Source organism: Pantoea sp. Morm (assembly GCF_016643525.1).
Classification (GTDB): domain Bacteria; phylum Pseudomonadota; class Gammaproteobacteria; order Enterobacterales; family Enterobacteriaceae; genus Pantoea; species Pantoea dispersa.
This window is the reverse complement of record NZ_VOQX01000016.1, coordinates 1-24,805: the sequence shown is the minus strand read 5'-3', so window position 1 is coordinate 24,805 and position 24,805 is coordinate 1. Positions and strand designations below refer to the sequence as shown.

Annotated in this window: 28 protein-coding genes; 20 read left to right on the top strand and 8 right to left on the bottom strand. The window is 57.7% G+C overall.

The annotated features are described in order from the left end of the window. Positions 1-53: 53 nt before the first annotated feature. Positions 54-1,271 (top strand): aspartate aminotransferase family protein, encoded by a 1,218-nt coding sequence (locus FT726_RS08055; protein WP_058759292.1) that lies wholly within the window; start codon positions 54-56, stop codon positions 1,269-1,271. Here FT726_RS08055 and FT726_RS08050 read toward each other — a convergent pair. Continuing rightward, positions 1,268-3,343 carry a YccS/YhfK family putative transporter gene (locus FT726_RS08050; RefSeq protein WP_021507439.1) on the bottom strand — a complete coding sequence of 692 codons (2,076 nt, stop codon included), beginning with the start codon at positions 3,341-3,343 and terminating at the stop codon, positions 1,268-1,270. The two genes, FT726_RS08055 and FT726_RS08050, sit on opposite strands and share 4 nt — an antisense overlap. A 58-nt stretch (positions 3,344-3,401) precedes the next feature. Further along, positions 3,402-4,034 (bottom strand): cAMP-activated global transcriptional regulator CRP, encoded by a 633-nt coding sequence (gene crp, locus FT726_RS08045; RefSeq protein ID WP_000242755.1) that lies wholly within the window; start codon positions 4,032-4,034, stop codon positions 3,402-3,404. A gap of 304 nt (positions 4,035-4,338) precedes the next feature. Between crp and FT726_RS08040 the strand changes: the two genes are divergently transcribed. Further along, positions 4,339-4,743, top strand: a complete 405-nt coding sequence (locus FT726_RS08040) for an OsmC family protein (protein WP_021507440.1) — start codon at positions 4,339-4,341, stop codon at positions 4,741-4,743. 70 nt (positions 4,744-4,813) lie between these two features. On the opposite strand, the gene FT726_RS08035 is transcribed toward FT726_RS08040, so the two are convergent. The 3 genes from FT726_RS08035 to FT726_RS08025 form a co-directional block, all read right to left on the bottom strand. Continuing rightward, positions 4,814-5,683 carry a phosphoribulokinase gene (locus FT726_RS08035; protein WP_021507441.1) on the bottom strand — a complete coding sequence of 290 codons (870 nt, stop codon included), beginning with the start codon at positions 5,681-5,683 and terminating at the stop codon, positions 4,814-4,816. A 61-nt stretch (positions 5,684-5,744) separates the two neighbouring features. Beyond that, complete coding sequence (locus FT726_RS08030; protein ID WP_021507442.1) at positions 5,745-5,963, bottom strand: YheU family protein; 219 nt, start codon at positions 5,961-5,963, stop codon at positions 5,745-5,747. A 2-nt stretch (positions 5,964-5,965) separates the two neighbouring features. Then, complete coding sequence (locus tag FT726_RS08025) at positions 5,966-6,982, bottom strand: hydrolase (protein WP_346302654.1); 1,017 nt, start codon at positions 6,980-6,982, stop codon at positions 5,966-5,968. Positions 6,983-7,042: 60 nt separating this feature from the next. On the opposite strand from FT726_RS08025, the gene FT726_RS08020 reads away from it, so the two are divergent. Continuing rightward, positions 7,043-7,645: a LysE family translocator gene (locus tag FT726_RS08020; protein ID WP_031279689.1), complete on the top strand. Its 603-nt coding sequence runs from the start codon at positions 7,043-7,045 to the stop codon at positions 7,643-7,645. A gap of 1 nt (position 7,646) precedes the next feature. On the opposite strand, the gene FT726_RS08015 is transcribed toward FT726_RS08020, so the two are convergent. Continuing rightward, the gene (locus FT726_RS08015) at positions 7,647-8,627 is read right to left on the bottom strand and encodes a LacI family DNA-binding transcriptional regulator (protein WP_021507445.1); all 981 of its coding nucleotides are present in this window, start codon (positions 8,625-8,627) and stop codon (positions 7,647-7,649) included. A 235-nt stretch (positions 8,628-8,862) separates the two neighbouring features. Here FT726_RS08015 and tauA point away from each other — a divergent pair, with 235 nt between their 5' ends. Genes tauA through tauD form a run of 4 tightly spaced genes read left to right on the top strand, consistent with a single transcriptional unit; the run spans position 8,863 to position 12,284 of the window. Then, the gene (tauA, locus tag FT726_RS08010; protein WP_407075056.1) at positions 8,863-9,843 is read left to right on the top strand and encodes a taurine ABC transporter substrate-binding protein; all 981 of its coding nucleotides are present in this window, start codon (positions 8,863-8,865) and stop codon (positions 9,841-9,843) included. 10 nt (positions 9,844-9,853) lie between these two features. Further along, a complete protein-coding gene (gene tauB / locus FT726_RS08005) occupies positions 9,854-10,621 on the top strand; it encodes a taurine ABC transporter ATP-binding subunit (protein WP_021507447.1) in 768 nt (255 codons plus the stop codon). After that, positions 10,618-11,448, top strand: a complete 831-nt coding sequence (gene tauC / locus FT726_RS08000) for a taurine ABC transporter permease TauC (RefSeq protein WP_262256928.1) — start codon at positions 10,618-10,620, stop codon at positions 11,446-11,448. The genes tauB and tauC overlap by 4 nt, the downstream gene beginning before the upstream one ends. Continuing rightward, positions 11,445-12,284, top strand: a complete 840-nt coding sequence (tauD, locus tag FT726_RS07995; protein ID WP_021507449.1) for a taurine dioxygenase — start codon at positions 11,445-11,447, stop codon at positions 12,282-12,284. The genes tauC and tauD overlap by 4 nt, the downstream gene beginning before the upstream one ends. A 212-nt stretch (positions 12,285-12,496) precedes the next feature. Here the strand turns inward: tauD and FT726_RS07990 are convergent, their stop codons facing one another. Next, positions 12,497-14,401 (bottom strand): ABC transporter ATP-binding protein, encoded by a 1,905-nt coding sequence (locus FT726_RS07990; protein WP_021507450.1) that lies wholly within the window; start codon positions 14,399-14,401, stop codon positions 12,497-12,499. A gap of 114 nt (positions 14,402-14,515) precedes the next feature. Here FT726_RS07990 and kefG point away from each other — a divergent pair, with 114 nt between their 5' ends. The 4 genes from kefG to slyD all read left to right on the top strand — a co-directional run bounded on the left by kefG (position 14,516) and on the right by slyD (position 17,867). Continuing rightward, a complete protein-coding gene (gene kefG, locus FT726_RS07985) occupies positions 14,516-15,067 on the top strand; it encodes a glutathione-regulated potassium-efflux system ancillary protein KefG (RefSeq protein ID WP_021507451.1) in 552 nt (183 codons plus the stop codon). Further along, the gene (gene kefB, locus FT726_RS07980) at positions 15,067-16,869 is read left to right on the top strand and encodes a glutathione-regulated potassium-efflux system protein KefB (RefSeq protein WP_125309842.1); all 1,803 of its coding nucleotides are present in this window, start codon (positions 15,067-15,069) and stop codon (positions 16,867-16,869) included. The genes kefG and kefB overlap by 1 nt, the downstream gene beginning before the upstream one ends. 44 nt (positions 16,870-16,913) lie before the next feature. Continuing rightward, positions 16,914-17,108, top strand: a complete 195-nt coding sequence (locus FT726_RS07975) for a YheV family putative zinc ribbon protein (RefSeq protein ID WP_021507453.1) — start codon at positions 16,914-16,916, stop codon at positions 17,106-17,108. 195 nt (positions 17,109-17,303) lie between these two features. Beyond that, complete coding sequence (gene slyD / locus FT726_RS07970; protein ID WP_021507454.1) at positions 17,304-17,867, top strand: peptidylprolyl isomerase; 564 nt, start codon at positions 17,304-17,306, stop codon at positions 17,865-17,867. Between the two features lie 55 nt (positions 17,868-17,922). Here slyD and FT726_RS07965 read toward each other — a convergent pair whose 3' ends face one another. Further along, positions 17,923-18,141: a SlyX family protein gene (locus FT726_RS07965; protein ID WP_010616434.1), complete on the bottom strand. Its 219-nt coding sequence runs from the start codon at positions 18,139-18,141 to the stop codon at positions 17,923-17,925. 280 nt (positions 18,142-18,421) lie between these two features. On the opposite strand from FT726_RS07965, the gene fkpA reads away from it, so the two are divergent. From fkpA to FT726_RS07920, 9 genes are all read left to right on the top strand, one after another. Next, the gene (fkpA, locus tag FT726_RS07960) at positions 18,422-19,252 is read left to right on the top strand and encodes an FKBP-type peptidyl-prolyl cis-trans isomerase (protein WP_021507456.1); all 831 of its coding nucleotides are present in this window, start codon (positions 18,422-18,424) and stop codon (positions 19,250-19,252) included. 186 nt (positions 19,253-19,438) lie between these two features. Further along, positions 19,439-20,161, top strand: a complete 723-nt coding sequence (locus tag FT726_RS07955; protein ID WP_021507457.1) for a transcriptional regulator — start codon at positions 19,439-19,441, stop codon at positions 20,159-20,161. Further along, on the top strand, positions 20,161-20,547 hold the full coding sequence (gene tusD, locus FT726_RS07950; protein WP_159378039.1) for a sulfurtransferase complex subunit TusD: 387 nt from the start codon (positions 20,161-20,163) through the stop codon (positions 20,545-20,547). Before FT726_RS07955 ends, tusD begins: the two co-directional genes overlap by 1 nt. Further along, on the top strand, positions 20,547-20,906 hold the full coding sequence (tusC, locus tag FT726_RS07945; protein WP_159378040.1) for a sulfurtransferase complex subunit TusC: 360 nt from the start codon (positions 20,547-20,549) through the stop codon (positions 20,904-20,906). Before tusD ends, tusC begins: the two co-directional genes overlap by 1 nt. A 9-nt stretch (positions 20,907-20,915) precedes the next feature. Continuing rightward, the gene (gene tusB / locus FT726_RS07940; protein ID WP_021507460.1) at positions 20,916-21,203 is read left to right on the top strand and encodes a sulfurtransferase complex subunit TusB; all 288 of its coding nucleotides are present in this window, start codon (positions 20,916-20,918) and stop codon (positions 21,201-21,203) included. Between the two features lie 124 nt (positions 21,204-21,327). Continuing rightward, the gene (gene rpsL, locus FT726_RS07935) at positions 21,328-21,702 is read left to right on the top strand and encodes a 30S ribosomal protein S12 (protein WP_010616440.1); all 375 of its coding nucleotides are present in this window, start codon (positions 21,328-21,330) and stop codon (positions 21,700-21,702) included. A gap of 96 nt (positions 21,703-21,798) precedes the next feature. After that, positions 21,799-22,269, top strand: a complete 471-nt coding sequence (rpsG, locus tag FT726_RS07930) for a 30S ribosomal protein S7 (RefSeq protein WP_007886246.1) — start codon at positions 21,799-21,801, stop codon at positions 22,267-22,269. A 93-nt stretch (positions 22,270-22,362) separates the two neighbouring features. After that, complete coding sequence (fusA, locus tag FT726_RS07925; RefSeq protein WP_021507461.1) at positions 22,363-24,477, top strand: elongation factor G; 2,115 nt, start codon at positions 22,363-22,365, stop codon at positions 24,475-24,477. Positions 24,478-24,546: 69 nt separating this feature from the next. Beyond that, on the top strand, positions 24,547-24,805 hold a 259-nt coding region (locus FT726_RS07920), incomplete at its 3' end, for a GTP-binding protein (protein ID WP_288424542.1).

Below are 24,805 nucleotides of genomic sequence, written 5' to 3'. Positions count from 1 at the left end.
TTTTGTGATTATAATTTCACATCAGCTCAACAAATAACCCGATGAGGTCATCAATGGCAGCGGAAAATCTAGCGGTAAGCCGGGAAACGTTCGATAACGTTATTTTGCCTGTTTATGCACCTGCGCAGTTTGTACCGGTCAAAGGCAAAGGCAGCCGCGTGTGGGATCAGCAGGGCAAAGAGTATATCGACTTCTCCGGTGGTATCGCGGTCACTGCGCTTGGCCATTGTCATCCGGCGCTGGTGGAAACGCTGAAAAGCCAGGGCGAAACCCTGTGGCACACCAGTAACGTGTTCACCAATGAGCCGGCGCTGCGCCTCGCCAGTAAACTGATCGCGGCGACCTTCGCCGAGCGGGTATTCTTCGGTAACTCCGGTGCCGAAGCGAACGAAGCGGCGTTCAAACTGGCGCGCTACTACGCCTGCAAAAAGCACAGCCCGTTCAAAAGCAAAATTATCGCTTTCCACAACGCCTTCCACGGCCGCACGCTGTTCACCGTCTCGGTGGGCGGTCAGCCAAAATACTCCGATGGCTTTGGCCCGAAGCCGGCGGATATCGTCCATGTGCCGTTTAACGATCTGGCCGCGGTGAAGGCGGTAATTGACGACCACACCTGCGCGATTGTGGTGGAGCCGATTCAGGGGGAAGGCGGCGTGATGCCGGCAACGCCGGAATTCATGCAGGGATTGCGTGCGCTGTGCGATCAGCACAACGCGCTGCTGGTGCTGGATGAAGTGCAGAGCGGCATGGGCCGCAGCGGTAAGCTGTTTGCTTACGAACACTATGGTATCAAGCCAGATATCATCACCACCGCTAAAGCGCTGGGCGGCGGTTTCCCGGTGAGCGCGATGCTGACCACCCATGAAATCGCCTCGGTGATGGCGCCGGGCGTGCATGGCACCACCTACGGCGGCAACCCGCTGGCCTGTGCGATTGCCGAAACCGCGCTGGATATCATCAATACGCCCGAGGTACTGAATGGTGTCGACGCGCGTCGTGAGCAGTTTGTCTCGGCGCTGCAGAAGATCAATCAGCAGTTCGACATCTTCAGTGAAATTCGGGGCAAAGGGCTGCTGCTGGGTGCCGTACTCAACGCGCAGCACGCCAGCAAAGCGCGCGATATCCTCAACGCTTCCGCCGCTGAAGGTCTGATGGTACTGACCGCCGGCAGCGATGTGATTCGCTTTGTGCCGTCGCTGGTGATTGAGCCGACCGATATCGCAGAAGGCATGGCGCGCTTCGCCCGGGCGATCGCGAAAGTCCTGAACTAACCTTTCGGCTTCAGCACGCTGAGCCAGCGGCCGTGATGTGGGCGCTGGCTCCACGCCAGTGAAGAAATGGTGTGCATCACATTGAGGTGCTGCAGAATGCGCTTCACATGCTGTTCGACAATCGTCACCGGCCCCTCATTCAGATTCTCCGGCGCTTCCAGAATATTGCTGTCGTTGCCCGGCCCGTCGTAAGCCAGCCGCTGCTGACAGCGCTGCAGCGCAATTTCACAGGACTGCAAATAGCGCTCCGCCAGCTTTGGCGTCAGCATGGTGTGCTCGCGCGCCAGAATGGTCATGGCGTTGATGTGCTCGACGATAAACTGGCTGTGAGTCACCCACAGGCGCATATCTTTCAGATACTGGAAGTTAAAGCCCGGTTCGGTAGACGCCTGGTTGAGCGAGTTAAACAGCGCGTTGTGCGCCTGGTTAACCTTGACGCGCTGATACGCCAGCTTCTCCGGCGCCTGCTCCGGACCGAGCAGCAGGCGCAGCGCCTCCTGATAAGCCTCCAGCGCATCGTGCGCGTTATTGCGCAGCAGCCCGCTCTGCCATTGCGGCCATAGCCAGATCATACCGGCGAAGGCAATCAGACAGCCCATCAGCGTATCCATCATGCGCGGCAGCAGGAACTGCGCGCCATTCAGTGACAGCAGCTGTAGCGAATACACCGCCGTTACGGTAAAGCCAATCATCGACCAGCCATAATATTTACGCGTGATCAGATAGCTGGCGAGGGTGATGACCAGCATGGTCAGCAGGGCAATCGACTCCGGTACGGCAAAGCGCAGCGACGCCGCGGCGATCAGCAAGCCGGCGAAAGTGCCGAGCGCGCGGTGCTGAATGCGCACGCGCGTGGCGCTGTAGCCGTTCTGGCTGACAAACATGATGGTCATCAGAATCCAGTAAGGCTTGGGAATATTGAAGAACAGCGCCAGCGCGCTGCCGAACATCAGCATCACGGCGAAGCGCGCCGCCGTCCGCAGCGCGGCAGATTTCAGCGACAGGTAGCTGCGCAGCGCCGGCAACAGCGGCAGGCGTCGCTGGCGATCGGCCATCAGGTCGCGGGTATACAGCGGCTTCTGCGTGCGCAGCACGCGCGCAATGCGGCTGAAATGGTAGAGGCAGAAATTACCGACCGGATTATCCGGGTGCTGCCGGGCAATTTTCTCCAGCGCGCCGAGCGGCTTCTCCATGTGGAAGCGTTCCGGCAGCTGGTGATAGAGAATGGCATCGGCCAGCACGCGTAGCCGTGCCGAAATGATTTTCGCATTCCAGCGGATCACCGCCTCGGCGTGGCTTTGCTCCACCAGCTTTTGCACCTCTTCCGGCTGGTGCAGGCTGACCGAGATATGTTCCTGCAGATCGAGCGCGACCTGGAAAGCGCGCGTCAGGCGTTTATGGCTGTTATCACGGCTGGCGGACAGCATATGCATCTGCTGGTAGCAGGTGGTGATCAGATCGACCGCTTTCTGCTGGCGCGCCAGTAGCGGCGGCAGCGCTTTTTCCGGATCGGTCAGCTGCGTCAGCAGGGTGTATTTGGCGTCGCAGTAATCGGCCAGCTCGCGGTACAGCAGGCTGAGGGTCTCGCGCATCGGCTGCTCTTTCCACAGCCAGAACCAGAACCAGTTAAACAGCCCGTACCACAGCGTCCCGCCAATATACAGCAGCGGCGGGACCCACATCGGCATACGGCCGACGAGGCTTAAGGTAAAGATGGCGGCGATCAGCGTGCCGGGCAGCAAACGACCATGCAGCGGGCTGATTTCACCGGTCACGCCCACCAGCAGCGGCAACACCAGCAGAATCAGCGGCAGCGGCACAGCGTAAGCCGTGAGGTACTGAATCAGAAAACTGCCGCTGGCGAACAGTGCGCCGCCGACAATCAGCCGTTTGAAGAACCGCTTATGTGGCGTATCCAGACCGGCGATGTTGCAGCAGGCCGGCACCAGGGAGAACAGCAGCCCTTTTTGCAGATCGCCAAACAGCCAGCCGAGCGCCACAGGCAGGCACAGCACCAGCGTTTGCCGCAGCGCATAGTTAACTTCCGGATGATAGATGATTCGACGCCACATCAGCTCATCGTAAACAGAAACGGCGCGATGTTGCCATCACGCCGTGGGTGAGAAGAAATCAGCGGGTGCCGTAAACGACGATGGTTTTGCCGTGTGCGGAGATCAGATTCTGATCTTCCAGCATTTTCAGGATACGACCCACGGTTTCGCGTGAGCAGCCCACGATCTGACCAATCTCCTGACGGGTGATTTTAATCTGCATACCGTCTGGGTGCGTCATTGCATCAGGCTGTTTCGCCAGGTTGAGCAGCGTTTGCGCGATACGGCCGGTCACATCGAGGAAGGCAAGGTTGCCGACTTTTTCAGATGTTACCTGCAGGCGACGCGCCATCTGCGCCGACAGGCGCATTAAAATATCCGGATTGACCTGAATCAGCTGACGGAATTTTTTGTAGGAAATTTCAGCCACTTCGCAGGCGGTTTTCGCACGTACCCAGGCGCTACGCTCCTGGCCCTCTTCAAACAGGCCGAGCTCACCGATGAAATCCCCCTGATTGAGGTAGGAGAGAATCATCTCTTTGCCTTCTTCATCTTTAATCAGTACCGCGACGGAACCTTTCACGATGTAGTACAGCGTTTCCGCTTTCTCACCCTGATGGATGAGGGTGCTTTTGGATGGATATTTGTGAATATGGCAATGGGACAGGAACCATTCGAGTGTAGGGTCTGTTTGCGGTTTGCCGAGAACCATTCGCTATTATCCTCTGTTGTAATCGTGCCCAAAATACAGGGGGCAGTTTTCCCTGTCAGGCGGTGAAATCGTCCAGCGTTTCCCGTGAGGGACAGTTATTCGGGGGTGGATTCGTAAGCGATGCTTTTGATTCGTCCCGCTTTCGTCTTTCGTGACGAAAATATTTTCAGCACTGTTTGTAGCATAGCTTTTGCAACCTGTCTCCTGTTGTCTCGCTTCAGCAGGTGGGGGATGCGTCTGCATTGCTGTTTGTCAGGTGAAAGCGTACTCTGGCGGCAAAACCGCCGCTTCAGGAGAAAGAATAATGCAGGCACGAGTGAAATGGGTGGAAGGGCTGACCTTTCTCGGAGAATCCTCATCCGGTCATCAGGTATTAATGGACGGCAATTCCGGTGATAAAGCGCCCAGCCCGATGGAGATGGTGTTGATGGCTGCGGGCGGCTGCAGCGCGATTGACGTGGTGTCGATTCTGCAAAAGGGGCGCAACGATGTCGCCGATTGTGAAGTCAAACTGACCTCGGAACGCCGCGAAGAAGCGCCACGCATTTTTACGCATATCAATCTGCATTTTATTGTCAGCGGCAAAGCGCTGAGCGATAAAGCGGTGGCGCGCGCGGTGGATCTGTCCGCGGAGAAGTACTGCTCGGTCGCGATCATGCTGGGCAAAGGCGTCGAGATAACGCACAGCTACGAAGTGGTGGAGCTGTAATCCAGCCGGGAGCGCGGCCCTGCGCTCCCGATCTCAGTTCCTTCCGGCGAAACTGGCGCTTTAGCCTGCGCTATTCAATACGTTTTCCTTCAATCAACCGCTGCACCAGCGGCGTCATGATCAACTCCATCGCCAGTCCCATCTTGCCGCCCGGCACCACCAGCGTATTCATGTGGGAAATAAACGAGCCCTGGATCATCGCCAGTAGATAAGGAAAAGCGATGCCCTCCAGGCCGCGAAAATGGATCACCACAAAGCTCTCATCCAGCGACGGGATCTCACGCGCGGCAAACGGGTTCGAGGTATCCACGGTCGGCACGCGCTGGAAGTTGAGGTGCGTGCGGGAAAACTGCGGCGTGATGTAGTTGATGTAGTCTTCCATCGAACGCACCACCGAATCCATCACCGCTTCGCGCGAATGGCCGCGCTCGCTGGTGTCGCGCACCAGTTTCTGAATCCACTCCAGATTAACAATCGGTACCACGCCAACCAGCAGATCGACGTGTTCCGCCACGTTATGCTGCTGCGTCACCACGCCGCCGTGCAGGCCTTCATAGAACAGCACATCGGTGTTTTCCGGTAGCGGCTGCCAGGGTGTGAAGGTGCCCGGCACCTGATTCCACGGCACCGCTTCATCGTAGGTGTGCAGATATTTGCGCGACTGGCCGAGTCCGCTCTGGCCATAGTCGCGAAAAGTCTGCTCCAGCAGGCCGAAGTCGTTGGCTTCCGGGCCAAAGTAGCTGATGTGACGCCCGAGGTCGCGCGCCTTACGAATCGCCATGTCCATTTCCGGACGGGTATAGCGATGGAAACTGTCGCCTTCTACTTCCGCCGCGTGCAGATCCAGCTGCTGGAAAATTTTACGGAAGGCGAGACTGGTGGTGGTGGTTCCGGCGCCGCTGGAACCGGTAACGGCTATGACTGGATGCCTGGCTGACATAACAGCGCTCCCTGTGAAGTCCGGCGATGAGCATTGTTACCACGAATTGCCGCCTGACGCATCAGCCGCGAAATTCCCGCCGCGGCATAATATTGACCGATTCATGCAATTCTGACCACACCAGTACCACCTCGCCCTGCTCAAGCTGGCGGCGCACGTCGGCCACTTTCTGCGTCAGGCTGCGCTCCTGCTCGCCGTAATCGGTGCCTTCACGCAGCACAAAACTTTCTATCAGGTTTTCCAGCGTTGTCGGGTCGAGTTCTTGCCAGGGAATAATCACAATTACATATCCAGATAAGTTGAGAGCCAGTCCGGCACGCGCTGCTCCAGCCACATTTTGGGGCGCAGCAGGCTGCCGCCCACGAAGCCGACGTGACCGCCTTGCTGCGTCAGCTGATACTCAATTGTGGCAGACAACTGCTGCGGCTGCGGGATCACCGCATCGGTCATGAAGGGATCGTCTTTAGCATGGATGATCAGCAGCGGCTTGCGCACGTCGATCAGCAATGGCATGGCGCTGGCGCGCTGATAATAGTCGCGCGCATCAATAAACCCGTGGGCGCGGGCGGTAATCGCATCATCAAACTCACGCAGCCGGCGGAAGGCGCGCAGCTGCGTCAGATCGACCGGCAGCGTGCCCGGCCAGGCGCGCAGTTTGCGCGTGGCGTTTTTCTTCAGCTGGGTTAGCAGGTAGTGCTGATAAAAGCGTGAAAAGCCCACGTCCAGCTTCTGGCTGCACGGCTCCAGCGCCAGCGGCGCGGAGATGGCGACCGCGGCATCCAGCGGGGCCGACGTGCCCTGCAGCCCCAGCAGACAGGCCAGCATATTGCCGCCAAGCGAAACGCCGACCGCCGCCGTCGGCACCGTGCCCCATTCGCGCTGCAGCCAGTGCAGAAAATAGGTGGCATCTTCAGTTTCACCGGAGTGATAGATGCGCTGCAGACGGTTAGGCTCGCCGCTGCAGCCGCGGAAGTGCATGATCACCGCCAGCCAGCCGCGCGCCTGACACGCCTGCATTAGCCCATGGGCATACGGGCTGCGGAAACTGCCTTCCAGCCCGTGGAACAGCACCATGCGCGGCTTGTGACGTGCCTGTGCCGGATCTTCGCTCCACGCTAGATCGACGAAGTCGCCGTCCGGCAGATCGAGGCGCTGCCAGTGCGGGCGCAGCGTGACGCGCCGGCGCAGCAGGCGCGGCAGCAGCGTTTGCAGATGCGCATTGCCGAAGCCGCGCAGCGGGGTAAAGCGCTCGCCGCTCGGGCGATCAAAATAGCCTGGGATAGTACTTGTCTGATGCATAACTCGCTGATAGCTTCGATGGGTTGTTCGCTTTTCTGGGTGAGGAGCACCCGAATATACATGGAACTGAGTCTTTTTTTATCAATGCTGGGCTTTCTCTGGGTCGCGGCCATCACGCCAGGGCCCAATAATATGTTACTTACCGCCTCAGGTGCTAATTTTGGCTTCCTGCGCACCTTTCCACTGCTGATTGGTATCATGATTGGCATGCAGGTGATGTTGCTGATGGTGGCGTTTGGCATCGGCAGCCTGATTCTGCTCTATCCCTCACTGCATCTGGTACTGAAAGTGGCCGGTAGCCTCTACCTGCTGTGGCTGGCGTGGAAAATTGCCACCGCCGAATACGAAACGCTGGAGACCGACGATGCCAGCGTGAAGCAGATGCCTTTCTGGCAGGGCGGGTTACTGCAACTGATCAACCCGAAAGCGTGGCTGATGGCGCTGGGTGCGGTCGCCAGCTTTAGCCTTGCCGGCAGCGCCTATTTGCATTCTGTGGTGGCGATCAGCATCGGCATGGCGCTGGTGAACGTGGTTTCCGGCGTGATCTGGATGGGTTTCGGCTCGCTGATTGGCCGCCTGCTGCGCAGCCCGCGCGCGTGGAAAATCTTCAACCTCGCCATGGGTGCGCTGACCGCAGCCTGCGTGCTGTTGATCTGGCACTGAGTCAGCTGGAGGCGCGCTCAATACGCGTCCATGGCAGCACTTCATGCACCACTGCCGCCTGGCGCTGACGGATGCGCGCCAGCAGCAGCTGCACGCTGCGGGCACCCATCTGGTTCATCGGCTGGGCAATGGTGGTCAGCGGCGGGTTGATGCTGCTGGTGAACGGAATGCCGTCAAAACCCACTACCGCCAGATCCTCTGGCACGCGCAGTCCGGCCTCCAGAGCAGCGTGAATCACGCCAACCGCCAGCACGTCTGATACCGCAAACACCGCATCCGGCCGCTCTGGCTGTGTTAGCAGTTCGCGCAGCGCCGCGCTGCCCGCTTCGCAGGAGATGTCGCTGGCGTAAGCGACGCCGTGCCAGTCAAGCCCCAGCTGCGTGATGGCGTCGCGATAGCCGCTTTCGCGCTGGTGCGAATAGAGATAGCGCATATCACAGTTGACCAGCGCAATGCGCTGACGCCCTTTGCCGGCCAGATAATGCACCGTGTCATAGGCCGCCTGACGGTTATCGATGGTGACGCTGGAGGCGTTCACCGAGGGATCGTACTCCGCACACTGCACCCACGGCGCATCACCAATCAACTCTTTCAGTCCCTGCAGACAGGCCGCGGCGTCCATGGTGATCACCCCATCTACCACTTTGCCGGCCAGCAGCGCCAGATAGGCGGTTTCGCGCCGCAGCTGTGAGGCGGAATTACATAACAGGATGTGATAACCGTGCGCTTCGGCCTCCGCCTCAATGCCCTGCACCACCCGTGAACAGAACGGATTGGTGATATCGGAAATGAGCACCAGCAACATGTTGCTTTGCGCGGTACGCAGCTGGCGCGCCAGCAGGTTAGGCTGGTATTCGCACACATTAATTGCGGCCAGCACCCGTTTACGCGTATCTGGCCGGACGCCAGGATGCTGGTTTAACACCCGTGAAACCGTGGCTTTCGACACGCCCGCGAGGCGCGCAACTTTCTCAATCGACATGGAGGCCAGTACCGCTGTAAAAGGGGGAAAAAATCAAGACGAGATCAATACCACAGTCGGCATGTGAGCGCCTGACATATTTCTTCCACACCAGCGGTTTTGTATTTGCACTTTTTGCATAGCGTTACCCGATGTTGATCTAAGAACCGATTTTTATTAGGGATAATTTTTAATTCCTTTATGAAATCATTGCTGCTGGCGACACTGCCGTCACGACTCAACATTGGGGTGCATGATGATGGCAGTAACCAAAACAATAAGCGCGGTAGCAGCTGCGTTAGCGCTGATGACCTTTCAGGCGCAGGCGGTCAATGTGACCGTGGCTTATCAGACGTCGGCGGAACCGGCCAAAGTGGCGCAGGCTGACAATACCTTTGCCAAAGAGAGCGGTGCCACGGTTGACTGGCGCAAATTCGACAGCGGCGCCAGCGTCCTGCGTGCGTTAGCCTCGGGCGATGTGCAAATTGGCAACATCGGTTCCAGCCCGCTGGCGGTGGCCGCCACGCAGCAGCTGCCGATTGAAGCTTTCCTGCTGGCTTCACAGCTGGGCAATTCTGAAGCGCTGGTGGTGAAAAAAGACATCAGCTCGCCCAAAGATTTGATCGGCAAACGCATTGCCGTTCCCTTCATCTCCACCACCCATTACAGCCTGCTGGCCGCGCTGAAACACTGGGGCATCAAACCCAACCAGGTGCAACTGGTCAATCTGCAGCCGCCGGCGATCATTGCTGCCTGGCAGCGTGGTGATATCGACGGCGCTTACGTCTGGGCGCCCGCCGTCAATGAACTGGAGAAAGACGGCAAGGTGCTGACCGACTCGTCGCAGGTCGGGCAGTGGGGCTCACCGACGCTCGACGTCTGGGTAGTGCGCAAGGATTTTGCCCGGCAGCATCCTGAAGTAGTCACCGCTTTCGCCCGTAGCGCGATTGCCGCCCAGCAGGCTTATATCGCCAACCCGGAACAGTGGCTGCAGCAGCCGGATAACCTCAGCAAGCTGTCGCGCCTGAGCGGCGTGCCGGAAAGTGACGTCCCTGGACTGGTGAAAGGCAATACCTACCTGACGGCGCAGCAGCAGTTGGAACAGCTGGGCAAACCGGTCAACAAGGCGATTGTCGATACCGCACAGTTTCTGAAAGAGCAGGGCAAAGTGCCGGATGCCGCCAGTGACTACAGCAGCTTTGTCACCACGCGCTTTGTTGCCCCCTTAGCCAAATAACGGAGGCCTTATGCTCAGCATCACCCATCTCAACGCACGTTACGCCGGGCAACCGGCGCTGCAGGATATCAATCTGCAGCTGGCCAGCCGCGAATTGCTGGTGGTGCTGGGGCCGTCCGGCTGTGGCAAAACCACGCTGCTGAACTTGATAGCCGGCTTTCTGCCGCTGGAGTCCGGCAGTATCACGCTGGATGGCAAGCCGGTACGCGGACCGGGCGCAGAGCGCGGCGTGGTCTTTCAGAACGAAGGGCTACTGCCGTGGCGTAACGTCATCGATAACGTGGCGTTCGGCCTGCAGCTGGCGGGCATGGCAAAAGCTGAACGGCACGCGATCGCCCGCCGTCTGATCCGTAAGGTCGGGCTCGAGGGCGCAGAAAAGCGTTTTATCTGGCAGCTCTCTGGGGGGCAGCGTCAGCGCGTGGGGATTGCCCGTGCGCTGGCCGCTGATCCGCAGCTGTTGCTGTTAGATGAGCCGTTCGGTGCGCTGGATGCCTTCACGCGCGAGCAGATGCAGACTCTGCTGCTGACGTTATGGCGCGATACCGGCAAGCAGATTCTGCTGATCACCCATGACATCGAAGAAGCCGTCTTTCTCGCCAGCGAACTGGTGCTGCTGTCGCCGGGTCCGGGTCGCGTAGTGGAACGCCTGAAGCTCGACTTTGGCCAGCGCTTCGCCGCAGGCGAGCCGTGCCGCAGCATCAAATCCGATCCGGCATTTATCGAACGACGTGAGTATGTCCTGAACCAGGTGTTCGCGCAGCGGGAGGCGTTTGTATGAGTGCCGTTATTGATGACAAGCGCCGGACGTCCAGCGTTCGTCGCCTGCGCTGGCCCTTTTCCCACCAGCTGTCGCTGAGCCTGCTGAGCGTAGCCGTGCTGCTGCTGCTGTGGTGGGGCGTGACCGCGCTGGGGCTGATTGCGCCCTTGTTTCTGCCGCCGCCGCAGCAGGTGCTGCATAAGCTGCTGGTTATTGCCGGTCCGCAGGGCTTTATGGATGCCACGCTATGGCAGCACCTTGGTGCCAGCCTGACGCGCATGCTGGTGGCGCTGTTCTTTGCCGCGCTGATCGGCATTCCGGTGGGCATTGCCATGGGGCTTAGCCCGGCGGTGCGCGGGCTGCTCGATCCGCTGATTGAACTCTATCGACCGGTACCGCCGCTGGCCTATTTGCCGCTGATGGTGATTTGGTTTGGCATTGGCGAAACCTCAAAGATTTTACTGATTTATCTGGCAATTTTCGCGCCGGTGACTTTATCCACCCTGGCTGGCGTGAAGAATACGCAGCAGGTGCGGATCCGTGCCGCTCAGGCGCTGGGGGCGACGCGCTGGCAGCTGCTGCGTTTTGTCATTCTGCCCGGTGCGTTGCCGGAGATTCTCACCGGCCTGCGCATTGGTCTTGGCGTGGGCTGGTCCACGCTGGTGGCGGCCGAACTGATTGCCGCGACGCGCGGACTGGGCTTTATGGTGCAGTCGGCTGGGGAGTTTCTCGCCACCGATGTGGTGCTGGCGGGCATCGCGGTGATCGCCCTGATTGCCTTTAGTTTAGAACTGGGTTTACGTGCGCTACAGCGCCGGCTGACGCCCTGGAATGGAGAACAGCAATGAACGAACGAGTGAATTTTACCGCGCTGGGTCCGTATATCGGGGCGCAGGTCAGCGATGTCGATCTCAGCCGTCCGCTGAGTGATGCGCAGTTTGAGCAGCTTTACCATGGTCTGTTGCGTCACCAGGTGCTGTTTCTGCGCGATCAGCGCATTACGCCGGAGCAGCAGCGCGCGCTGGCGATCCGCTTCGGCGATCTGCACATTCATCCGGTTTATCCGCATGCCGAAGGCGTGGAAGAGATTATCGTGCTGGATACGCATCAGGATAATCCGCCTGACAACGATAACTGGCATACCGACGTCACCTTTATTCAGACGCCGCCGGCGATCGCCATTCTGGCCTCAAAGCTGCTGCCGGAGAGCGGTGGCGATACGCTGTGGACCAGCGGGATTGCCGCTTACGAGGCGCTGTCAGAGCCGTTCAAACAGCTGCTGAGTGGCCTGCAGGCGGAGCACGACTTTAAGAAATCGTTCCAGGAGTATAAGTACCGTAAGACGGAAGAGGAGCATCAGCGCTGGCAGCAGGCCGTGGCGAAGCATCCGCCGGTGCAGCATCCGGTGATCCGCACCCATCCGGTGAGCGGACGCAAAGCGCTGTTTGTTAATGAAGGTTTTACCACCAGGCTGCTGGGCGTAAGCGAGAAGGAGAGCGAGGCGCTGCTGGGCTATCTGTTTGCGCACGCCACCAAACCGGAGTTTCAGGTGCGCTGGCGCTGGCAGCCGAACGACGTGGCAATCTGGGATAACCGCGTGACGCAGCATTATGCCAATGCGGATTATTATCCGGCGCGGCGCGTGATGCATCGCGCGACGGTGTTAGGGGATGTGCCGGTGTGATTTCGGAGCGTTGATTGCCCTCACCCCAACCCTCTCCCGCCAGCGGGAGAGGGGGCCGACCGTGCGTAGCAGGTAAGGCGGATTAAGGTTTGTTCCCTCTCCTGTGGGAGGAGGCTGTTCCAGCGCGGGAGTAAGGTTTATTCCCTCTCCCTATGGGAGAGGGTCAGGGTGAGGGCATCATCGCGCACCCTCTATGACCTCATCGCGCACCTTTACCCCGCGAGCATCTGCTCCAGCTGCTCCTGCGCCTCCAGCCACGCCATTTCGACCTCTTCCAGCGCCGATTTGCTCTCCGCCTGGCGCTGCAGGGCGGCGGTTAAATCGGCCTTACGGTTTTGCTCGTAAATGGCGCTGTCGGCCAGCTGTGCTTCGGCTTCGCTGAGCTGCGTCTGCCATTTGGCCATCTGCTTCTCCAGCTTTTCGATCTCTTTGCGCAGCGGCTGCGTCTGCGCGCGCAGCTCGGCGTCGCGGCGCTTCTGATCTTTGCGGGACTGCGCGCTGTTGGCGTTGTCCTGCTTCGGCGCGGCATCCTGCTGCGTTTCCTGCTTCTGCAGGTCGCTCAGCCACTGCTGATAATCATCCAGATCGCCCTCGAATACATCCACTTTGCGGTCGTGCACCAGGTAAAGATCGTCGGTGGTTGAACGCAGAAGATGACGATCGTGCGACACCACCACCAGTGCGCCTTCAAAGTCGATCAGCGCTTCGGTCAGCGCCTGGCGCATATCCAAATCGAGGTGGTTGGTCGGTTCGTCGAGCAGCAGCAGATTCGGCCGCTGCCAGACGATCAGCGCCAGCACCAGCCGCGCTTTCTCGCCGCCGGAGAAACGCTCGGTGGCTTCGCTGACTTTATCGCCCTGAAAACCAAAGCCACCCAGGTAGTCACGCAGCTGCTGCTCCAGCGTTTTCGGGGCGATGCGCGCCAGATGCTGCAGCGGCGACTCATCGGCGCGCAGATACTCAAGCTGATGCTGCGCGAAGTAACCCAGCTTGATCCCTTTCGCCAGACCCACTTTGCCCGCCAGCGGCTCCAGCTCGCCCGCCAGCAGTTTGATCAGCGTGGATTTACCGGCACCGTTACGCCCCAGCAGGCCGATGCGTGAACCCGGCACCAGGTTGAGTTTGATGGCATCCAGAATTACGCGCTCACCGTAACCCGCCGAAACCTGCTCCATTTTCAGGATCGGGTTAGGCAGGCTTTCTGGCGCGCGGAAGCTGAAGCTGAACGGGTTATCGACGTGCGCCGGGGCAATCAGCTCCATACGCTCCAGCATCTTGATGCGGCTCTGCGCCTGTTTGGCTTTGGTGGCCTGCGCGCGGAAGCGATCGATGTACTTTTGCAGGTGCGTGACTTTTTCCTGCTGGCTCTGGTACAGCGCCTGCTGCTGCGCCAGTTTGGCCACACGCTGACGCTCGAACGAGCTGTAGTTGCCGGTGTATTCGAACATCGTCTGCTGTTCGATATGGATGATTTTGTCCACCACCGGGTCGAGGAAGTCGCGGTCGTGCGAGATCAGGATCAGCGTGCCGGTATAACTCTTCAGCCAGCGCTCCAGCCAGATCACCGCGTCGAGATCGAGGTGGTTGGTCGGTTCATCGAGCAGCAGCAGGTCGGAACGGCATACCAGCGCCTGAGCAAGGTTGAGACGCATACGCCAACCGCCGGAGAAATCGCTCACCGGCCGCATTAATTGTTCCTGGCTGAAGCCCAATCCGTGCAGCAGACTGGCGGCGCGTGCGTGTATGCTCCACGCCTGGATAGCGTCCAGCTTGCCGTGCAGCAGCGCAATGGCGTTGCCATCGTCGCGCGCATTAGCTGCCGCTAATTCGGATTCGAGCTGACGATATTCGCGGTCGCCGTCGATAACATATTCCAGCGCGGCTTTACTCAGCGCCGGGGTTTCCTGATTCACCCATGCCAGCGCCCAGTTGCCGGGAAAGGTGACGTTGCCGGCATCGCTGCTGATTTCACCCTTCAGCAGTGACAGCAGCGTGGATTTACCGCAGCCGTTTTTACCCACCAGGCCGACTTTTTGCCCCGGGTTAATGGTGGCCGTTGCGTTATCCAGCAGCACATTGGTGCCGCGACGGATTTGTAATGCGGAAAAGACAATCATAAGCGCCGTATCGTCAGAATATGTTAATTTATCGGCAACATAATTCGATAATGTTTGTTGCGTCGAGCATGGTAGCGGAATTCCGCCGCGGTGACGACGCTTTGGAGGGGAACGATGTCGCAGCCGCCCAAAATATTGCTGCTTTACGCCCATCCGGAATCACAGGATTCGATTGCTAATCGGGTTTTGCTGCAGTCGGCTATGGAACTGGACCACGTCACGGTGCACGATTTATACGCCCACTATCCGGATTTCTTTATTGATATTCATTATGAGCAGCAACTGCTGCGCGACCATCAAATCGTGGTGTTTCAGCATCCACTTTATACCTATAGCTGTCCGGCACTGCTGAAAGAGTGGCTGGATCGCGTGCTGTCGCGCGGCTTTGCCAGCGGCCAGGACGGTAATGCGCTGGAAGGCAAATACTGGCGCAGCGTGGTGACCACCGGTGAGCCGGAGACGGCGTATCACCACAGCGGCCTCAATCGCTACCCGATGAGCGACATTATGCGACCGTTTGAGCTGACGGCGCAGATGTGTCGCATGCACTGGCTGACGCCGATGGTGATTTACTGGGCGCGTCGTCAGACACCCGAGGTGCTGCGCAACTTTGCGCGCGCCTATGGCGACTGGCTGGCGTCACCACTGCCGAACGGAGGAGTGTGATGCAAGGCGAAACGTTACTCACCGCTGGCGTGATTTATCTGGTGGCGGCGGTGCTGGTGGTGCCGATTGCCGCCCGGATCGGCATTGGTGCGGTGCTGGGCTATCTGCTGGCCGGTATCGCCATCGGTCCGTGGGGGCTGGGCTTCATCAGCGATGTGGACGAGATTCTGCACTTCTCGGAGCTTGGCGTGGTGTTCCTGATGTTCATCATCGGACTGGAGCTGAACCCGGCCAAGCTGTGGGCGCTGCGGCGCTCTATTTTTGGCGTCGGTGCCGCGCAGGTGCTGGTATCGGCAGCGATTCTCGGCGTGCTGCTGTGGCTGACCGACTTCAGCTGGCAGGCCGCGGTGATTGGCGGTATTGGCCTGGCGATGTCCTCGACCGCCATGGCGCTGCAGCTGATGCGCGACAAAGGCATGAACCGTAGCGAAGCGGGGCAGCTGGGCTTCTCAGTGCTGCTGTTCCAGGACCTGGCGGTGATCCCGGCGCTGGCGCTGGTGCCGCTGCTGGCCGGCAGCGACAGTGGCCACGTCGACTGGCTCAAGGTGGGCATGAAGGTGCTGGCATTCGCCGGCATGCTGGTGGGCGGACGCTATCTGCTGCGGCCGATTTTCCGTTTCATCGCCGCGTCCGGCGTGCGGGAAGTGTTTACCGCCGCCTCGCTGCTGCTGGTGCTCGGTTCGGCGCTGTTTATGGATGCGCTGGGCCTGTCGATGGCGCTGGGGACGTTCATCGCCGGTATTCTGCTGGCAGAGAGTGAGTATCGCCACGAACTGGAAGTCGCTATTGAGCCGTTTAAAGGGCTGCTGCTCGGGCTGTTCTTTATTTCGGTGGGCATGGCGCTCAACCTCGGCGTGCTTTATACCCACATCCTCGAAATTCTGATCGGCGTGGTGCTGCTGGTGGCGGTGAAAACGCTGGTGCTCTATGTGCTGGCGCGCATTTATGGCCTGCGCAGTTCGGAGCGTCTGCAGTTTGCCGGCGTGCTGAGTCAGGGCGGTGAATTCGCCTTCGTGCTGTTTTCGGCGGCGTCGTCGGCAAAACTGTTCAGCGGCGATCAGCTGCCGCTGCTGCTGGTCACGGTGACGCTGTCGATGATGACCACGCCGCTGCTGATGCAGGGCGTGGATAAGATTCTGGCGCGCCGCTTTAACGAACCGGAAGAGGACGGCGAAAAGCCGTTTGTCGAGGACGATCAGCCTCAGGTGATTGTGGTGGGCTTTGGCCGTTTTGGTCAGGTGGTCGGGCGTTTGCTGATGGCCAACAACAAGCGCATCACCGTGCTGGAGCGCGATATCTCGGCGGTCAGCCTGATGCGCAAATATGGCTACAAGGTTTACTATGGCGATGCCACTGAGCTCGAGCTACTGCGTGCCGCCGGGGCGGAGAATGCGCAGTCGATTGTCATCACCTGTAACGATCCGGAAGATTCGATGACCATCGTGCACTTGTGCCAGCAGCACTTCCCGCAGCTGGAGATCCTGGCGCGGGCGCGCGGTCGTGTCGAGGCGCATGAGCTGCTGCAGGCGGGCGTCACGCTGTTCTCGCGTGAAACCTTCTCCAGCGCGCTGGAGTTAGGCCGCAAAGCGCTGATATCGCTGGGCATGCATCCGCATCAGGCGCAGCGCGCGCAGCAGCACTTCCGCCGGCTGGATATGCGCATGCTGCGTGAGCTGGTGCCGAGCCACGACGACAGCGTGCAGGTTTCACGCGTGCGTGAGGCGCGACGCGAGCTGGAGGACATTTTCCAGCGTGAAATGCAGCATGAAAAACGGCAGTTTGACGGCTGGGATGATGAGTAAGGCTACACTTAACGTATCCGTTCTGATGACGGGCAGGAAAGACTATGCGTAAACGTTTTATTGCCGGTGCGGTTTGTCCGCACTGTCAGGAGAAAGACACGCTGGCGATGTGGCGTGAAAACAATGTCGATGTGGTGGAGTGCGTGAAGTGCGGCCACCAGATGCGTGAGGCGGACAAGCAGGCGCGCGATCAGGTTCGCAGCACTGAGCAAGTGATTGGCATTTTTCATCCGGAGTAGCGCGATGGCGCAGCTTTTTTTAAGCTTAGCCTTACAGCGGTATTGAATTCCGCTACAATCGGCGCCATTAACGCTGAGCAGTATGGTCCAACAGCACTGTTGGCATCCTCAGTACTGAACCTTTCTGGTTGGTTATTGCACGCGAGAATAGACCAATGAGACGGGATTCTTTGTTCTCAACGGTTAGGAGATATCATGAAAGTAGCAAAAGACCTGGTGGTGAGCCTGGCGTATCAGGTTCGTACCGAAGACGGTGTGTTGGTTGACGAGTCACCGGTGAGTGCGCCGTTGGATTATCTGCACGGTCATGGTTCCCTGATTTCTGGTCTGGAAAAAGCGCTGGAAAATCACGCGGTCGGCGACAAGTTTGACGTGCATATCCCGGCAAACGACGCGTACGGCCAGTACGATGACAACCTGGTGCAGCGTGTACCGAAAGACGTGTTCATGGGCGTTGACGAGCTGCAGGTTGGCATGCGCTTCCTGGCAGAAACCGACCAGGGCCCGGTGCCGGTCGAGATCACCGAAGTGGAAGATGAGCACGTGGTGGTTGACGGTAACCACATGCTGGCGGGTCAGAACCTGAACTTCAATGTAGAAGTGGTTGCTATCCGTGAAGCCACGGAAGAAGAGATCGCTCACGGCCACGTTCATGGCGCTGACGGCCATCATCACGATCATGACCACGACCATGGTCACGATCATGAGCACGGTCACGGCGGCTGCGGCGGCCACGGTGGTTGTGGCTGCAACCACTAAGCGTAAAAAGGCCACCTGCGGGTGGCCTTTTTATTGGGCAGCAAAGCACGCGATATTAATAGTGCGGCGGCGGGGTCTCTTCCGCTTGCGAAGCGACCATGGACGGGGCGGCGGCCTTCACTTTATCCACCAGCAGACGCACCTGCTCACGCAGTTTACTCATTTCCAGCTCGTGCTGAACCACCGTCTGATTGAGCTGCTCAATGGTATGTTCCTGGAAAGCCAGCTTGCTCTCCAGCGCCTCAAGGCGTTGATCCCATTCTGGTTGTTGCATCATCACTCCTCCTGTCACGGTGCTGCGCGTTGATCTTGTCGGGCGTGATTCTACGGTCTTTCGTGTCAGAATCACCTGATATTTCACCTTCGGTCTGGCGTATGCATTGAATTCCCGCGTTGCGCCTATATCTCTGATGAAACTTCCTGAAGCAAAAAAGGTCGGAGGTTGACCGGGTAATTACACTGTGGGAGTGTTCGCCACTGCCACGTAAAGTTATAGTGTGGGCCACTGTCCGCAATGATTCCCGAGGTTTTGAAGCTTCGGTTTTGGAGAAAGGATGAAATCACTGTTTAAAGTCACATTGTTAGCTACCACCATGGCCGTCGCGCTGAATGCACCGCTGGCAATGGCAGCAGAAACCACTGCGGCACCGGCTGACGCAGCGCAGGCTGCGCCACAGGCGCCGAAAAATGCTGCCTTCAAAAACGAAGACCAGCAGTCAGCCTATGCGCTGGGCGCCTCCCTGGGTCGCTACATGGACAACTCTCTGAAGGAGCAGGAGAAACTGGGTATCAAACTGGACAAAGACCAGCTGATTGCCGGTGTTCAGGATGCGTTTGGCGGCAAGAGCAAGCTGTCTGACGAAGAGATTGAGCAGACGCTGCAGGCGTTTGAAGGCCGCGTGAAAGGGGCCGCTCAGGCGAAGATGGAAAAAGACGCGAAAGAGAATGCCGACAAAGGCACCGCTTACGCGGACAAGTTCGCCAAAGAGAAGGGCGTGAAGAAAACCGAATCTGGCCTGCTGTATCAGGTAGAGAAAGAGGGCAGCGGTGAAACCCCGAAAGACAGCGATACCGTGGTGGTTAACTACAAAGGTACGCTGATTGACGGCACCGAGTTCGACAACTCTTACACGCGCGGCGAGCCGCTGTCGTTCCGTCTGGACGGCGTAATCCCGGGCTGGACCGAAGGTCTGAAGCACGTGAAGAAAGGCGGTAAGATCAAGCTGGTGATCCCACCGAACCTGGCTTACGGCAAAAACGGCGTACCGGGTATTCCGGCCAACTCAACGCTGGTGTTCGATGTTGAGCTGCTCGACATCAAGCCGGCGCCGAAAGCCGATGAGAAAGCGCAGGCTCCGGCCGCTGCTGACAAGAAAGCGCAGTAAGCTGACTTGCACCGCCGCCTTCGGGCGGCGGTTTTGTTTTCGCTCATCCTGAATTTGCGGCGCGATGAGTAAAGCTCTGGCTAAAAACGGCGACATTTGCCAGACTAGCGCCTGCACAATGATCATAAGATGAGTCTGCCCCAATGCTGTCGAGACAGGCTCCAGCCATTTAGGGTAATGTCTTCGATGTCTAATCCATTCAATCCCGGCGAACTGACTGACTTCGATTTACTGGAGCAGCGTCCGTTCGAACAAGCAGACTACGATATTCTTAAATCCTACGAAGCGGTGGTCGACGGTCTGGCGATGCTGATTGGCTCGCACTGCGAAATCGTGCTGCACTCTCTGGAAGATCTTAAATGCTCCGCCGTGCGTATCGCCAACGGCGAACATACCGGCCGCAAAGTGGGTTCCCCGATTACCGATCTGGCGCTGCGCATGCTGCATGATATGCACGGCGCGGAGAGCAATGTGTCGCGCGCCTACTTCACGCGGGCCAAAAGTGGTGTACTGATGAAGTCGGTAACCATTGCGATTCGTAACCGGCAGCAGCGGGTGATTGGCCTGCTGTGCATCAATATGAACCTGGACGTACCGTTTTCGCAGATTATGTCGACGTTCATGCCGCCGGAAACGCAGCAGGTGGATTCCAACGTCAACTTTGCCAGCTCGGTAGAGGATCTGGTCACCCAGACGCTGGAGTTCACTATTGAAGAGGTGAGCGCCGACCGCAACGTGTCGAATAACGCCAAGAATCGCCAGATCGTCCTCAATCTGTACGAGAAGGGCATTTTCGATATTAAGGACGCCATTAACCAGGTGGCCGATCGCCTCAATATTTCTAAGCACACCGTGTATCTGTATATCCGCCAGTTTAAGAGTGGCGATCTGCAGGGGCAGGATCGCTAATGCGCTACACGCTGCTGGTGACCGGGCCGGCTTACGGCACACAGCACGCCAGTAGCGCGCTGCTGTTTGCCCGTGCGCTGCTGGCACAGGGACATCAGCTGGAAAGCGTGTTCTTTTACCGCGAGGGCGTGCTGAATGCTAACCAGCTCAGCGCGCCGGCCAGCGATGAAGTGGACATGGTGCGCGCCTGGCAGCAGCTGCGCGACGACAGTGGCGCGGCGCTGAATATCTGTGTGGCAGCCGCGTTGCGGCGCGGCGTGACCGATGCGCAGGAGGCAGCGCGCCTGCAGCTGGCGGCCAGCAATCTGCAGCCCGGATTTACCCTTAGCGGCCTGGGCGCGCTGGCGGAAGCCGCCCTGAGCTGCGATCGACTGGTGCAGTTCTGATGAACCGTGTGGCGTTTCTGTTTACGCAGGCTCCGCACGGCAGCAGTGCTGGCCGGGAAGGGCTGGATGCTGTGCTGGCGACCGGCGCGCTGAGTGAGGATATCGGCCTGTTCTTTATTGGCGACGGCGTGCTGCAGCTCAACCGCGATCAGCAGCCGGCGCAGATTCTGGCGCGTGACTATATTGCGACCTTTGGCGTGCTGGCGCTATACGACATCGAACGCTGCTATATCTGTCAGGCGTCTCTGCTGGCACGTGGCCAGAGTCTCACGGCAGCGCGCGTGCTGGATGCGCAGCTGCTGGAACCTGCCGCGCTGCGCCAGACGCTGGCAACTTATGACCGTATCCTCCGTTTCTGAGAACTGACCATGCTCTACACCCTGCTGCACTCTCCCTGGCAATGCGATTTCGATAGCCTGCTGCTGCTGTTACAGGAGGGCGATGACGTGCTGCTGTTACAGGATGGTGTGACGGCCGCGCTGGCAGGCAGTCAGAAGCTGCAGCAGCTGCTGGCGTCGCCTGCCACGCTGTGGGTATTAGAAGAAGACGTGATGGCGCGCGGGCTGACTGCGCAAATTTCGACCAATGTGTCGCGTCTGAACTATACTGGTTTCGTTACGCTGACGACGAAGCACCCACAACAAGTGGCCTGGTGAAGGGTAAAACCTGGTTATTTCTTGACACCCTATGGGCACAGCCCTAAAATTCTGCCTCCTCGTAGTAATACGAGGCGATTTATTACGTGTTTACGAAGCAAAAGCTAAATCCAGGAGCTATTTAATGGCAACAGTTAACCAGCTGGTTCGCAAACCACGCGTTCGTCAGGTTGCTAAAAGCAACGTGCCGGCGCTGGAAGCTTGCCCGCAAAAACGTGGTGTTTGTACTCGTGTTTACACCACTACCCCGAAAAAACCAAACTCCGCACTGCGTAAAGTCTGCCGTGTGCGTTTGACTAACGGTTTTGAAGTCACCTCCTACATCGGCGGTGAAGGTCATAACCTGCAGGAGCACTCCGTGATCCTGATCCGTGGCGGTCGTGTAAAAGACCTGCCAGGTGTGCGTTACCACACCGTTCGTGGCGCGCTGGACTGCTCAGGTGTTAAAGACCGTAAGCAGGCTCGCTCCAAGTACGGCGTGAAGAAGCCAAAGGCTTAATGGTTCTCCGTTAAGTAAGGCCAAACGTTTTAACTTTAATGTCAAAATAAACTCGTAGAGTTTTGGACAATCCTGAATTAACAACGGAGTATTTCCATGCCACGTCGTCGCGTCATTGGTCAGCGTAAAATTCTGCCGGATCCTAAGTTCGGATCAGAGCTGCTGGCTAAATTTGTAAATATCCTGATGGTAGATGGTAAAAAATCTACTGCTGAATCAATCGTCTATACCGCACTTGATACCCTGGCTCAACGTGCTGGTAAAGATGGTCTGGAAGCTTTCGAAGTTGCACTCGAAAACGTACGTCCGACTGTCGAAGTTAAGTCACGTCGCGTTGGTGGTTCAACCTACCAGGTTCCAGTTGAAGTCCGTCCGGTTCGTCGTAATGCCCTGGCAATGCGTTGGATCGTAGAAGCTGCTCGTAAACGCGGTGATAAATCGATGGCTCTCCGCCTGGCGAACGAACTTTCTGACGCTGCAGAAAACAAAGGTACTGCAGTGAAGAAACGTGAAGACGTTCACCGTATGGCTGAAGCCAACAAGGCGTTCGCACACTACCGCTGGTAATCGCCACGTAGTTGTTGTTAAACCAGCGGGCGCTCATTCAGCCAACCCGCTGGGGTCGACTTACATTGAACGTCCGAGAATCAGAGGAATCAAATGGCTCGTACAACACCCATTGCGCGCTACCGTAACATCGGTATCAGCGCACACATTGACGCCGGTAAAACCACTACCACCGAGCGTATCCTGTTCTACACCGGTGTTAACCACAAAATCGGTGAAGTGCATGATGGCGCTGCAACCATGGACTGGATGGCGCAGGAGCAGGAGCGTGGTATTACCATCACCTCTGCAGCGACCACTGCGTTCTGGTCAGGTATGGCGAAGCAGTTTGAGCCGCACCGCATCAACATCATCGACACCCCAGGACACGTTGACTTCACCATCGAAGTAGAACGTTCTATGCGTGTGCTCGACGGCGCAGTAATGGTTTACTGTGCAGTAGGTGGCGTGCAGCCGCAGTCTGAAACCGTATGGCGTCAGGCAAACAAATATAAAGTTCCACGTATCGCGTTCGTTAACAAAATGGACCGTATGGGTGCGAACTTCCTGAAAGTAGTTGGTCAGATCGAATCACGTCTGGGCGCAACTCCGGTTCCACTGCAGCTGGCTATCGGCGCAGAAGAGAACTTCACCGGTGTTGTTGACCTGATCAAGATGAAAGAGATCAACTGGAACGACGCCGATCAGGGCACTACCTTCGTTTACGAAGATATCCGTGCTGAGTTGCAGGAACTGGCTGAAGAGTGGCGTGGCAAGCTGATTGAAGCAGCTGCTGAAGCTTCTGAAGAGCTGATGGAGAAATTCTTTAGCGGTGAAGAACTGTCTGAAGAAGAGATCAAATCTGCTCTGCGTAAGCGCGTACTGAACAACGAGATCATCCTCGTGACCTGTGGTTCTGCATTTAAGAACAAAGGTGTTCAGGCGATGCTGGATGCAGTCGTTGAATATCTGCCAGCACCAACTGACGTTCCGGCGATCAACGGTATCCTGGACGACGGTAAAGATACCCCGGCTGAGCGTCACGCAACTGACGACGAGCCGTTCTCTGCGCTGGCGTTCAAAATTGCCAACGACCCGTTCGTAGGTAACCTGACCTTCTTCCGCGTTTACTCGGGTGTGGTTAACTCGGGCGATACCGTACTGAACTCCGTGAAATCTGCACGTGAGCGTTTCGGTCGTATCGTTCAGATGCACGCCAACAAACGTGAAGAGATCAGCGAAGTTCGCGCAGGCGACATCGCTGCAGCAATCGGTCTGAAAGACGTGATCACCGGTGATACCCTGTGTGATCCCTCTAACCCGATCATTCTGGAGCGTATGGAATTCCCTGAGCCGGTAATTTCTATCGCCGTTGAGCCGAAAACCAAAGCTGACCAGGAAAAAATGGGTCTGGCTCTGGGTCGTCTGGCGAAAGAAGACCCGTCATTCCGCGTATGGACTGACGAAGAGTCTAACCAGACCATCATCGCTGGTATGGGTGAGCTGCACCTCGACATCATCGTTGACCGCATGAAGCGTGAATTCAACGTTGAAGCGAACGTCGGTAAACCTCAGGTTGCTTACCGCGAAGCGATTCGCTCTAAAGTTACCGATATCGAAGGTAAACACGCCAAGCAGTCTGGTGGTCGTGGTCAGTACGGTCATGTTGTTATCGACATGTACCCACTGGAGCCGGGTTCGAATCCGAAAGGCTACGAATTTGTCAACGATATCAAAGGTGGTGTGATTCCTGGTGAATACATCCCTGCGGTTGATAAAGGTATCCAGGAGCAGCTGAAGTCTGGTCCACTGGCCGGTTACCCGGTAGTTGATCTGGGCGTGCGTCTGCACTTCGGTTCTTACCATGACGTTGACTCCTCTGAGCTGGCGTTTAAACTGGCCGCTTCTATCGCCTTCAAAGATGGCTTTAAGAAAGCACAGCCGGTTCTGCTTGAGCCAATCATGAAGGTTGAAGTAGAAACCCCAGAAGAGAACACCGGTGACGTTATCGGTGACCTGAGCCGCCGTCGTGGTATGCTGAAAGGTCAGGAATCTAACGCGACTGGCGTTCAGATTCACGCTGAAGTTCCGCTGTCTGAAATGTTCGGATACGCGACTCAGTTGCGTTCCCTGACCAAAGGCCGTGCTTCTTACTCCATGGAGTTCCTGAAGTACGATGATGCGCCGAACAACGTCGCTCAGGCCGTTATTGAAGCTCGTAGCAAATAAGGCTACGGTTTAAAAATTGTGAACTGATGCCTTCATCACTGATGAAGGCATAACGTAAGGATTATCGCCATGGCGAAAGAGCAATTTCAACGTAACAAACTGCACGTAAACGTGGGCACCATCGGTCACGTTGACCACGGTAAAACCACTCTGACTGCAGCCATCACCACCGTTCTGGCTAAAACCTACGGCGGCCAGGCTCGTGCATTCGATCAGATCGATAACGCGCCAGAAGAGAAGGCTCGTGGTATCACCATCAACACCTCTCACGTTGAATATGAAACCCCGACCCGTCACTACGCACACGTTGACTGCCCAGGCCACGCCG

Coding starts and splice junctions, on each gene's coding strand:
- FT726_RS08055 (WP_058759292.1), top strand. CDS start 54: ATGGCAGCGGAAAATCTAGCGGTAAGCCGGGAAACGTTCGATAACGTT.
- FT726_RS08050 (WP_021507439.1), bottom strand. CDS start 3,343: ATGTGGCGTCGAATCATCTATCATCCGGAAGTTAACTATGCGCTGCGG.
- crp (WP_000242755.1), bottom strand. CDS start 4,034: ATGGTTCTCGGCAAACCGCAAACAGACCCTACACTCGAATGGTTCCTG.
- FT726_RS08040 (WP_021507440.1), top strand. CDS start 4,339: ATGCAGGCACGAGTGAAATGGGTGGAAGGGCTGACCTTTCTCGGAGAA.
- FT726_RS08035 (WP_021507441.1), bottom strand. CDS start 5,683: ATGTCAGCCAGGCATCCAGTCATAGCCGTTACCGGTTCCAGCGGCGCC.
- FT726_RS08025 (WP_346302654.1), bottom strand. CDS start 6,982: ATGCATCAGACAAGTACTATCCCAGGCTATTTTGATCGCCCGAGCGGC.
- FT726_RS08020 (WP_031279689.1), top strand. CDS start 7,043: ATGGAACTGAGTCTTTTTTTATCAATGCTGGGCTTTCTCTGGGTCGCG.
- FT726_RS08015 (WP_021507445.1), bottom strand. CDS start 8,627: ATGTCGATTGAGAAAGTTGCGCGCCTCGCGGGCGTGTCGAAAGCCACG.
- tauA (WP_407075056.1), top strand. CDS start 8,863: ATGATGGCAGTAACCAAAACAATAAGCGCGGTAGCAGCTGCGTTAGCG.
- tauB (WP_021507447.1), top strand. CDS start 9,854: ATGCTCAGCATCACCCATCTCAACGCACGTTACGCCGGGCAACCGGCG.
- tauC (WP_262256928.1), top strand. CDS start 10,618: ATGAGTGCCGTTATTGATGACAAGCGCCGGACGTCCAGCGTTCGTCGC.
- tauD (WP_021507449.1), top strand. CDS start 11,445: ATGAACGAACGAGTGAATTTTACCGCGCTGGGTCCGTATATCGGGGCG.
- FT726_RS07990 (WP_021507450.1), bottom strand. CDS start 14,401: ATGATTGTCTTTTCCGCATTACAAATCCGTCGCGGCACCAATGTGCTG.
- kefG (WP_021507451.1), top strand. CDS start 14,516: ATGTCGCAGCCGCCCAAAATATTGCTGCTTTACGCCCATCCGGAATCA.
- kefB (WP_125309842.1), top strand. CDS start 15,067: ATGCAAGGCGAAACGTTACTCACCGCTGGCGTGATTTATCTGGTGGCG.
- FT726_RS07975 (WP_021507453.1), top strand. CDS start 16,914: ATGCGTAAACGTTTTATTGCCGGTGCGGTTTGTCCGCACTGTCAGGAG.
- slyD (WP_021507454.1), top strand. CDS start 17,304: ATGAAAGTAGCAAAAGACCTGGTGGTGAGCCTGGCGTATCAGGTTCGT.
- FT726_RS07965 (WP_010616434.1), bottom strand. CDS start 18,141: ATGCAACAACCAGAATGGGATCAACGCCTTGAGGCGCTGGAGAGCAAG.
- fkpA (WP_021507456.1), top strand. CDS start 18,422: ATGAAATCACTGTTTAAAGTCACATTGTTAGCTACCACCATGGCCGTC.
- FT726_RS07955 (WP_021507457.1), top strand. CDS start 19,439: ATGTCTAATCCATTCAATCCCGGCGAACTGACTGACTTCGATTTACTG.
- tusD (WP_159378039.1), top strand. CDS start 20,161: ATGCGCTACACGCTGCTGGTGACCGGGCCGGCTTACGGCACACAGCAC.
- tusC (WP_159378040.1), top strand. CDS start 20,547: ATGAACCGTGTGGCGTTTCTGTTTACGCAGGCTCCGCACGGCAGCAGT.
- tusB (WP_021507460.1), top strand. CDS start 20,916: ATGCTCTACACCCTGCTGCACTCTCCCTGGCAATGCGATTTCGATAGC.
- rpsL (WP_010616440.1), top strand. CDS start 21,328: ATGGCAACAGTTAACCAGCTGGTTCGCAAACCACGCGTTCGTCAGGTT.
- rpsG (WP_007886246.1), top strand. CDS start 21,799: ATGCCACGTCGTCGCGTCATTGGTCAGCGTAAAATTCTGCCGGATCCT.
- fusA (WP_021507461.1), top strand. CDS start 22,363: ATGGCTCGTACAACACCCATTGCGCGCTACCGTAACATCGGTATCAGC.